This window comes from Mesorhizobium sp. LSJC285A00 (assembly GCF_000503155.1).
Taxonomy (GTDB): domain Bacteria; phylum Pseudomonadota; class Alphaproteobacteria; order Rhizobiales; family Rhizobiaceae; genus Mesorhizobium.
On record NZ_AYVK01000081.1, the window covers coordinates 1 to 8,766 of the forward strand.

An 8,766-nucleotide genomic window follows, 5' to 3' on the forward strand; every position below is an offset into this window, starting at 1 on the left:
GCCTGGTCTGCCGGGGCCTCGGCGACGCCGGTGCCCGCGCCACCGTCCTGCGGCGCGGCCTCCGATTTCTTCTGGGCCGGCGGCTGCCCGCTGGAGCCGCCTTCCAACTGCTGGAAGCGGAACTCGTTGTCTTCCTGCTGCTTGCGCATCTGCTCCTGCATCTGCAGGATCTGGAAGTTGAGTTCCTCGAGCTTGCCGTTCATCTGCCGGAGCTGATCTTCCAGCCCCGCGGCGGCGGTGCCGTCCTGCTGCTGCGCGATCTGTTGCTGCTCCGGCTTCTCCTTCTTGCCGAAAATGCCGAGCGTCGGCAGATGGAAGGAAAAGCCGCTATCCGCGGGTTGTCCGGTGCCGCTCGCGGAAGCCGCGAAGCCTGATACGAGCAGCAGCGCAAGCGTGCCGCTCAAGACCGATCTGAAATGCATGTGCCTCTCGCCGTGAATATCGTGAGCCTGTTCGCGCCTTCCGATCACAGTGGGACCGGCACGACGCCCTCGGCTCTTAGCAGGAGGCGAGACTTCGGCCAAATTTTGTTTCCGGGTTTGTTTCCGGGGCCGAAACTGAAAAAGGCGGCCACAAGGCCGCCTTTCGCATGGAGGTGTTGCAATTATGCGACTAAGGCCGCCGTCTTACTCATCAGGAGCCGGCGCCGGAGAGCGTGGTGACGGCGCGGCGATTCTGCGACCAGCAGGAGATGTCGTCGCAGACCGCGACCGGACGTTCCTTGCCGTAGGAAATGGTCTTCAGGCGGCTCGCCGAAACGCCCCTGGCGACCAGGAAGTCGCGGGTGGCGGCGGCGCGGCGGGCGCCGAGAGCCAAATTGTATTCACGCGTGCCGCGTTCGTCGGCATGGCCTTCGACGACGATGGCGTACTGCTTGTACTGGTTGAGCCACTGTGCCTGGCGCGACAGCGTCGTCTGCGCATCGGCGCGGATCGCGGTCGAGTCCGTGTCGAAGAAGATGCGGTCGCCAATGTTGACGGTGAAGTCCTGCGCCGAGCCCGGCGTTGCGGCACCCGCGCCATTGAGACCGAGATCGGCAGCGTTGTTCGGGGTTTTCTTCGAGGCGCAACCGGTGATGGCGAGCATTGCGATCAGGGCAATCATCGCCGGGTTTCTGGTAAGTGCTGCGATACGGCCCATGCCGCCTCTCCTTCGTATTCGAGTGATCGTATTTCGAGTGATTTCGTTGATCACCCAGTAACCACGTTTGGGTTAACCGGCATTCAAGAAACACGGTTAAAATTTGGTTTCAGCCGCCGTCCCGGCCAAAATGACCTGATGCCACAATGGTCGCGGACCGTAGGCGGAAATGCGGCCAAAACGCGACTTTGGCGTGAAAAAAGCCCCAAAACGGGGCTTTTAAGGTAGTGTTGCCGAGTTGCAACGAAGCGAGCGGGCCAGGCCGAAACTTAGTTACTCCAGCAGCGGCGACCACGCCGGGTCGGAAGCAAAATTCGCGGTCGGGATCGACTGTTCGTTGCGGCCGGTGAGATCGACGGAAACCAGTTTTGGGCCGCCGGCGGAGTCGCGGAAGAACATCAGCACGCGGCCGTTGGGCGCCCAGGTCGGTCCCTCCTGCTGGAAGCCCGAGGAGAGGATGCGCTCGCCCGAACCGTCGGTCTTCATGACGCCGATCTGGAATTCGCCGCCGGTCTGCTTGGTGAAGGCGACGAGGTCGCCGCGCGGCGACCACACCGGCGTCGAATAGACGCCGTCGCCGAACGAGATGCGGGTCTGGCCCGAGCCGTCGGCGCCCATCACATAGATCTGCGCGCGGCCGCCACGGTCGGAAGTGAACACCACTTTGCTGCCGTCGGGCGAATAAGACGGCGAGGTATCGATCGCCGTCGAATTGGTGAGCCTGGTGGTCGAGCGGCTGCGCAGGTCCATGGCAAAGATGTTGGAATTGCCGTCGTCGCGCAGCAGGCTCATGATCACCTTCTGGCCGTCGGGCGAAAAGCGCGGCGCAAAGGTCATGCCGGGAAAATTGCCGACCAGTTCGCGCTGCCCGGTCTCGATCTGCAGCAGATAGACCCGCGGCTGGCCGCTTTCGTACGACATGTAAGTGATTTCCTGCCGGTTGGGCGAGAAACGCGGCGTTAGCACGATCGAGCGGCCATCGGAGAGATAGCGCACATTGGCGCCGTCCTGGTCCATGATGGCGAGCCGCTTCTTGCGCGCATTCTTGGCGCCGGATTCGTCGATGAAGACGACGCGTGTGTCGAAATAGCCCTTCTCGCCGGTGAGCTTCTCATAGATCGCATCGGCGATGATGTGGGCGACACGGCGTTGATTTGCGTCGTTGGCGAAAAACTGCTCCCCGGCTATCTGCTGGTTGCCAAAAATATCCCATAGTCGGTACTGGGCGCGGATTCGGCCGTCCGCCTCCTTGCTCACGCTGCCGGTGACCAGCGCCTGCGCATTGATCACCTTCCAGTCGTCGAAACGGGGCTGCGCATCCGGATTGGCGATCTTCTCGATGAAGGCGTTCTTGTCTATCGGTGCGAAGAGACCGGAGCGCTTCAGGTCGGCGGTGACGATCTCGGAAATCTGCGCGCCGAGCCCTCCCTGGAAATCTGGGATGGCGATCGGCATCGGTTCGACATTGCCTTTGTTGACGTTGAGCTCGAGGGTTGCTCGAGCAGGCAAGGTGACGACGGCGTTCATGCCCATCGCCATCGCGGCGACCATCAGGAGCGGCTTGAGGATGGATTTCATGTCTTCTCGCTTCTCTTGCTGATTTCTGGGTGCTCAGGCTACAGGCCAAGCATCGCTCTGGGATCGAAGTTGACGCGAACGTCGGACCAAATGTCATGCTTTCCGGCGGGCACCTGCAGGCCGGCGACATCGCATTTCTGCACAGCGCGAACCGCGCTGCTGTCGAATTGGGGGTTGCCGCTGGACTTCTCGACGGTCGGACGGCCCTCCAGCTTGCCGGAGGCATCCAGGCTGAAACGGATCACCACGGTGAAATCCTCAGAACCCTCAAGCCCAACCGGGAGGGTCCAGCAGCCACCGAGCTGTTCTTCCAATGCCCCTTGCTCGGACTTCGACAGCTTCTGGCCTTGATCCTTGTCGCCGCCTAGCGATGCCTGCTGGGTCGAGCGCTTGGCGCCGCCGCCGGATGGCTTCTGCTTGTCGAGCAAAGCCTTGATGTCAGCCTCATTGAACTGCTTGTCATCCGACTTCGGCTTCGACGAGGCTTCCTTGACCGGCTTGTCGGTGTCCTTGCGGTCCGGAGCCTTCGCGCTTTCGGCCTGCGCCGGCTGCGGCTTCGGCCGTGCTTCGGGAGCAGGAGCGGAAGTCGGAAGCTGCGCTTCTTCCAGAGGCTGCTGATCCGATATGGCTTCGGCGACCGCATCGGGCTTCACGCGTGGCTTCGGCTCTATGGCGGCGGTCGTGTCCGGCTGCGGTGTTGGTGCAGGCTCCTTCACCGGGGTCGGCTTCGGTTCAACCTGCTTCACCGGCTCGGGCTTGACCTCTTCCTTCGGCTGCGGCTCCGGCGCCACCTCCGTCGCAGGTGTCGGCTTCGGCGCTTCCTTTGGCTTCGGCGTGTCCTCGGTCTTCGGCTTTTCGGTCGGGGTCGGCGCCGGAGCAGCCGTCGCTGTTTTCTCCACCGGCTTCGGCTTGGGCTCGTCCGTCACCGGCTTGTCGGTATCAACGCTGTTCTCGCCGATTTTCTGTGCATCTGGCACGATGTCGGGACGCTTGGTCGGCATCGGCGCCGGCTTTTCGTGCATCACCGCCTTCTTGTCGCCCTGCAGCGTCTGCGCAATGGCTTCCATGGGAACGATGTCGACCGCTATCGACTCCACATCCGTGGACGGCAGCGCGGCCGGCGCCGACAGGGTGAACAGGCCGAAAGCCAGTGCCACCGTATGCAGTATCACCGATGTGGTGAGGCCGGTCTTCATCGTGCGTCTACTGATCCTGTTGCTGCAGTGAAATTAGGCCGATATTCTTGTAGCCGGCGGCCTGGATGAGGGCCATGACCTCCATCGCGGCGCCATAGTTGGTCGCCTTGTCGCCGCGGATGAAGATGCGCTCTTCGTAGCCGGTCTTGGAAATCGCCTGCAGTTTGGCGACCAGCTCTTCCCTTGGGATTTCGGTCTCCTGCAGGAAAATCTTGCCGGCCGCGTCGATCGAAACGGTGATCGGCTGGGTGTCGGCGTTCATAGCCTTGGCCTTCGTCTCCGGCAGGTCGACCGGCACTCCGACCGTCAACATAGGTGCGGCGACCATGAAGATAATCAAGAGCACCAGCATCACGTCGACCATCGGCGTGACGTTGATTTCCGACATCAATGCATGGTGGCGGCCGCGCCGCCTGTGTCCGCGCCCGCCGCGTCCTGCCATGCCAACCGACATACCCATCTTCTTACCTCAGCCCTTAGGCGCTACTTTTTCATCGATTTGGCGCGAGAGTATGGCGGAGAACTCATCCGAGAACCCTTCCATCCGCACCGCGATCTTGTTCGCGTCGGATGACAGCTTGTTGTAGGCGATAACCGCCGGTATGGCGGCGAGAAGACCGATGGCCGTCGCCAGCAGCGCTTCGGCAATGCCGGGTGCAACAACCGCGAGACTGGTGTTCTTCGAACCGGCAATCGCCTGGAACGAGGTCATGATGCCGATGACGGTGCCGAACAGGCCGATGAAGGGTGCGGCCGAACCAGTGGTGGCGAGAAAGCCGAGACGGCCCTCCAGCTTCTCCATCTCGCGCGTCAACGCCAGGTCCATCGCCTTGTCGATGCGGGTCTGCAGGCCGAGCGGCGATTTGGCCCCCTTCTCGAAGCTCTTCTTCCATTCGCGCATGGCCGCAACGAAGATCGCACCCATGCCCGTGGTCTTGCGGTCGGCAAGCGTGCGATAGAGCTCTTCCAGCGACTGCCCCGACCAGAACACCTGTTCGAAGCGATTGAGCGACAGACGCATGCGGGCATAGCTGACCAGCTTGTCGACGATGATCGCCCAGGTCCAGACCGAGGCGCAGAGCAGACCGATCATGACCAGCTTGACCACCCAGCTGGCCTGTGTGAACAGCGCCCAAATCGACAATTGCGCTGCCGGATCGGCGAGTGCGGTAGTTTCCATGCTTCAGTCCTTAAGATTTTCCGGGCATCGCTGGCGGCTGGCCCATGGGCATCCCTTGTGGTCCCTTCGCGCTTGGCTTCCGGATTAACCCCAAAATGCACCGTTGGCGGCCTTTTCAGGGCAAATATTGGTGAAAGGAAGGCGCGCGGATTCTTCCAATCTTCACCGATCTCTTCATGAACCGTTATGGTTAAGGATGGGTTAGGAAATATGGCGCGGCGCATTGCCGCGCCAAGGCACGACGCGGGCCATCCATCCACAATCGAATGCGCTGCCGATTGGCCGCTCGTTGCCGGCCGGCAGGCCTGGATATCAGCTTGCTCCTGGTAGAAAGGCCGCGATCCATTCTTTCGGAAAGCGCTTCGGCCGGCCGTTCTCGCCGATGATCGCCGCCTCGACCTTTGCTTCGACCAGAACCTCTGTCCCGCGTTTCAATTGCTGCGCCATGACGATGCGGGCGCCGGAAATATCCTGCGTTGATGTGTCGATGGTCAGGATGTCGTCCATGCGGGCAGGCGAGCGGAAATCTATCTCCATCCGCCGCACCACCCAGACGATCCGTTCGCCGTGCTTGCCTTCGTGAAGTTCTGTGTGGTGGACGCCCGCCAGCCTGAGATAGTCCGAGCGGCCGCGCTCGAAGAATTCGAGATAGCGCGCGTGGTAGACGACGCCGGAAAAATCGGTGTCGGCATAATAGACTCGCGCCATCAGCCGATGGCCGAATTCCGTCAAGGCTCCGGAAAGCCCGCCGGCAAGCGCCGCCGATTCACCATGATCGTCCATCGCGCTTTCCTTTTTGCCCCCGGCGGGGCACCTGTCTTGCCAAAATCACCAGCGCAGCAAACCGGATGGCACTGTTGACGGCGAGGATCAAGACCTTGATGGCAGCGCTGCTGGTGCTGGCGGCGTCTGCGCTTCCCGGTCAGGCCGCGAGCTTTTCGATGAAGCGCGGCCTCAACCTCGACCAGTGGACGACCTGGGTCGGGGAAGACAAATGGAACGACCGACAAGCCATCCTGCCCTATCCGGAATGGCGCAAGTTCCTCGACGAGGGTGACCTCAAGGCGCTGAAGGCCGCCGGTTTCGACTTTCTGCGCATGCCGGTCGATCCCTCGCCGTTTATGTCGGATCAGACACTGGCGCTGCGTGACGACCTTTATGCCAGCGTGCGGGACTCGGCGCGCATGATCAACCGGGCCGGTCTGAAAGTGATCGTCGACATGCACCTGATCCCGGCCGGCGGCGGCCGCGAGATCGGCATGGGCCAGGTGATGGACGATCCCGCAACCTTCGACGCCTATGTCGAGGTCGTCCGCAAAATGGCGCGCACGCTTGCCACTGAGGACCCGGCGCAGGTCGCTTTCGAGCCGATGAACGAGCCTATCGTCGACTGCGACAGCGATGGCACCAGCCTGTGGCCGGAGCGTCAGCAAAAGCTGTTCGCGGCCGCGCGCGCCTCGGCCACCAGGCTGACGCTGATCCTGACCGGCGCCTGTTATTCCAGTGCGGCTTCGCTGGTCAGGATCGACCCAAAGTCGATCCCCGACGACAACATCATCTGGACCTTCCACTCCTACGACCCGTTCCTGCTGACGCATCAGGGCGCGACCTGGGCCGGCGATTTCATTCTCTATGTTACCGGCCTGCCCTATCCGCTGACCGCGGTGCCGCGCGCCGAGCTCGATGCGACGCTGGATGCGATCCGCGCCAAGATAAAAGCCGAGGCGCCACGGACCAGACGGAACGGCCTGCTCGCCTATCTCGATGAACAAGTCGCCAGCATGGACACGGACGAAAAGCTGCTCGGCGTCATGGATGCGCCGTTCGAAAAGGTCGAGGCCTGGGCGAAGGCCAACGCCATCAAGCCGGAAAACATCACGCTGGGCGAGTTCGGCATGATCCGCCAGGAATATGGCAATCCCTATGTGATGCCGCCCAAATACCGCGCGGCCTATGTCAAGGACATGATCGCGCGCGCCGAGGCGCATGGCTTCTCATGGTCGGTGTGGAGTTTTGGCGGCGCCTTCGGCATCGTCGACGCTTTCAACGGCGAAAAGGCCGAACCCGCCGTGATGGATGCGATCCGCTCGCTCCATTAGCCCTAGGGCATGTCGAGATTCAGGTCAGGCCGAGTCGAAAATGAGGGGTCCGAAAACCGGAACGGAGCGGACTTTGGTCCGTGACTACCGGAAGCGCAGGAACACCTCATTTGCAGGCCGGCATCACCTGAATACCGGCATGCCCTAACCGAGGTCGATCTGCAGGATCTCCGGCCGCATGCCAAAGCGCACCGGCGCGATGCTGAAGCCGAGTCCGCCTGACACGATCAAATTGCGGTCATTCTCGACGACATGGCCATAGGCAAAGCGGTTGCCGAAGCGGGACGGCACCACCGGTGAATAGCCGAACAGCCTGACCTGCCCGCCATGTGTGTGGCCCGACAGCGTCAGCGAAACCCGCCACGGCACTTTCGGGAAAATGTCAGGCTCATGCGCAAGCAGGATGATCGGTGCCTGGTCGGTGATCTTGGCCAGCGTGCCGTCGAGATCGTCCAGGCCTTCAAATCTGTCGCGGCCTGCGGCCTTGTTCGGTAACAGTGCCAGCTGGTCGGCGAGCCCGGCGATCCAGAAGCCGTATCCATCCTTTTGCAGGCGCACGGCGTCGTTCTCCAGAACCGAGATGCCGGATTCCTCCAATGCCTTGCGCGCCACAGTCCCCGCTCCGGCCTGCTGCGCGAAAGGATCGTGCCACCAGTCGTGATTGCCGAGGATCGACAGCACACCAAGCGGCGCCTTCAGTCCTGACAAGGCCGGCGCCCATTCATGGGCCTCCACCCGGTTCGTCACCAGGGACATGCCTGAGAAATAGTCGCCGAGCAGTACGATCAGATCGGGCTTCAGCACGTTCGCATCTTCGACGAGCGAAGCGATCCGCTCAGGCGTCATCCAGGGACGGCAGGCGTGAATATCGGCAAGTGCTACGACGCGCAGCTTGAGATCTGCAGGCCAATGCGGCGGCGTCAGCTGGTAGCGCTTCACATGCGTCAACAGCATCGGCTCGATGCCGACCGCATAGGCACTGAGCGAAGCCAGCGAGAGGAACGAACCTCTGGCGAATTTCAGGAACCCGCGTCTGGTGATCACTTTTCTGGCTCCGACCTTGATCGGAGCAGTTCGCGCCGACATTGCGACGCCCGATACAATCGAGGAATGCGCCTTCACGCTGGCAGGTTTGAGGAGATTCTGCACAGAAATCCGTTCCGAAGAACAAATGTCCGTTACTCTTCCTGGAACAGGTTGATCTGCTGCTGTGCCAGATCCTTTGGCGCGTCGAGGCCGAGATGGCGCCAGGCGTTGGCGGTCAGCACGCGGCCGCGTGGCGTGCGTTGGATGAAACCCTGCTGGATCAGATAGGGCTCGATAATGTCCTCGATGGCGTCGCGCGGCTCGGAGAGGCCGGCGGCGATGGTTTCGATGCCGACCGGCCCACCACCGAAATTGCGCGCGATCATCGAGAGATAGCGGCGGTCGAGTGCGTCGAGGCCGAGCGCGTCGACCTCGAGCCGGGTGAGAGCTTCGTCGGCAATCTGCTTGTCGACGTGGCCGTCGCCGGCGACGGAGGCGAAATCGCGCACGCGGCGCAGCAGCCGGCCGGCGATGCGCGGCGTGCCGC

At 62.2% G+C, this 8,766-nt stretch carries 9 protein-coding genes and 1 pseudogene; 1 reads left to right on the forward strand and 9 read right to left on the reverse strand.

From position 1 onward, the window contains the following. From X726_RS137690 to ybgC, 7 genes and pseudogenes are all read right to left on the reverse strand, one after another. A pseudogene (locus tag X726_RS137690) lies at positions 1-422 on the reverse strand (tol-pal system protein YbgF); the annotation flags it as partial. Between the two features lie 211 nt (positions 423-633). Beyond that, positions 634-1,140, reverse strand: coding sequence for a peptidoglycan-associated lipoprotein Pal (gene pal / locus X726_RS137685; protein WP_023684182.1), 507 nt, complete (start codon positions 1,138-1,140; stop codon positions 634-636). A 273-nt stretch (positions 1,141-1,413) separates the two neighbouring features. Beyond that, positions 1,414-2,718, reverse strand: coding sequence for a Tol-Pal system beta propeller repeat protein TolB (tolB, locus tag X726_RS137680; protein WP_023673841.1), 1,305 nt, complete (start codon positions 2,716-2,718; stop codon positions 1,414-1,416). A gap of 38 nt (positions 2,719-2,756) precedes the next feature. Continuing rightward, complete coding sequence (locus X726_RS137675; RefSeq protein ID WP_023673842.1) at positions 2,757-3,914, reverse strand: energy transducer TonB; 1,158 nt, start codon at positions 3,912-3,914, stop codon at positions 2,757-2,759. A gap of 7 nt (positions 3,915-3,921) precedes the next feature. After that, positions 3,922-4,374 (reverse strand): protein TolR, encoded by a 453-nt coding sequence (tolR, locus tag X726_RS137670; RefSeq protein ID WP_023673843.1) that lies wholly within the window; start codon positions 4,372-4,374, stop codon positions 3,922-3,924. Positions 4,375-4,383: 9 nt separating this feature from the next. Beyond that, positions 4,384-5,094, reverse strand: coding sequence for a protein TolQ (tolQ, locus tag X726_RS137665; RefSeq protein ID WP_023673844.1), 711 nt, complete (start codon positions 5,092-5,094; stop codon positions 4,384-4,386). A 312-nt stretch (positions 5,095-5,406) separates the two neighbouring features. After that, complete coding sequence (gene ybgC, locus X726_RS137660; RefSeq protein WP_023673845.1) at positions 5,407-5,877, reverse strand: tol-pal system-associated acyl-CoA thioesterase; 471 nt, start codon at positions 5,875-5,877, stop codon at positions 5,407-5,409. Between the two features lie 65 nt (positions 5,878-5,942). Between ybgC and X726_RS137655 the strand changes: the two genes are divergently transcribed. Then, entirely contained in the window at positions 5,943-7,193 is a 1,251-nt protein-coding gene (locus X726_RS137655; protein WP_023673846.1) for a cellulase family glycosylhydrolase, read from the forward strand. Between the two features lie 144 nt (positions 7,194-7,337). Here the strand turns inward: X726_RS137655 and X726_RS137650 are convergent, their stop codons facing one another. Next, entirely contained in the window at positions 7,338-8,237 is a 900-nt protein-coding gene (locus X726_RS137650) for a metallophosphoesterase (RefSeq protein ID WP_031215631.1), read from the reverse strand. A gap of 134 nt (positions 8,238-8,371) precedes the next feature. Next, positions 8,372-8,766 (reverse strand): Holliday junction DNA helicase RuvB C-terminal domain-containing protein (locus X726_RS137645; RefSeq protein ID WP_023673848.1); only part of this gene is annotated, 395 nt, incomplete at its 5' end.

Excerpts from the sequence above, each read along its gene's own strand:
- X726_RS137655 (WP_023673846.1), top strand. The coding sequence starts at position 5,943 with ATGGCACTGTTGACGGCGAGGATCAAGACCTTGATGGCAGCGCTGCTG.
- ybgC (WP_023673845.1), bottom strand. The coding sequence starts at position 5,877 with ATGGACGATCATGGTGAATCGGCGGCGCTTGCCGGCGGGCTTTCCGGA.
- tolB (WP_023673841.1), bottom strand. The coding sequence starts at position 2,718 with ATGAAATCCATCCTCAAGCCGCTCCTGATGGTCGCCGCGATGGCGATG.
- pal (WP_023684182.1), bottom strand. The coding sequence starts at position 1,140 with ATGGGCCGTATCGCAGCACTTACCAGAAACCCGGCGATGATTGCCCTG.
- tolR (WP_023673843.1), bottom strand. The coding sequence starts at position 4,374 with ATGGGTATGTCGGTTGGCATGGCAGGACGCGGCGGGCGCGGACACAGG.
- X726_RS137675 (WP_023673842.1), bottom strand. The coding sequence starts at position 3,914 with ATGAAGACCGGCCTCACCACATCGGTGATACTGCATACGGTGGCACTG.
- tolQ (WP_023673844.1), bottom strand. The coding sequence starts at position 5,094 with ATGGAAACTACCGCACTCGCCGATCCGGCAGCGCAATTGTCGATTTGG.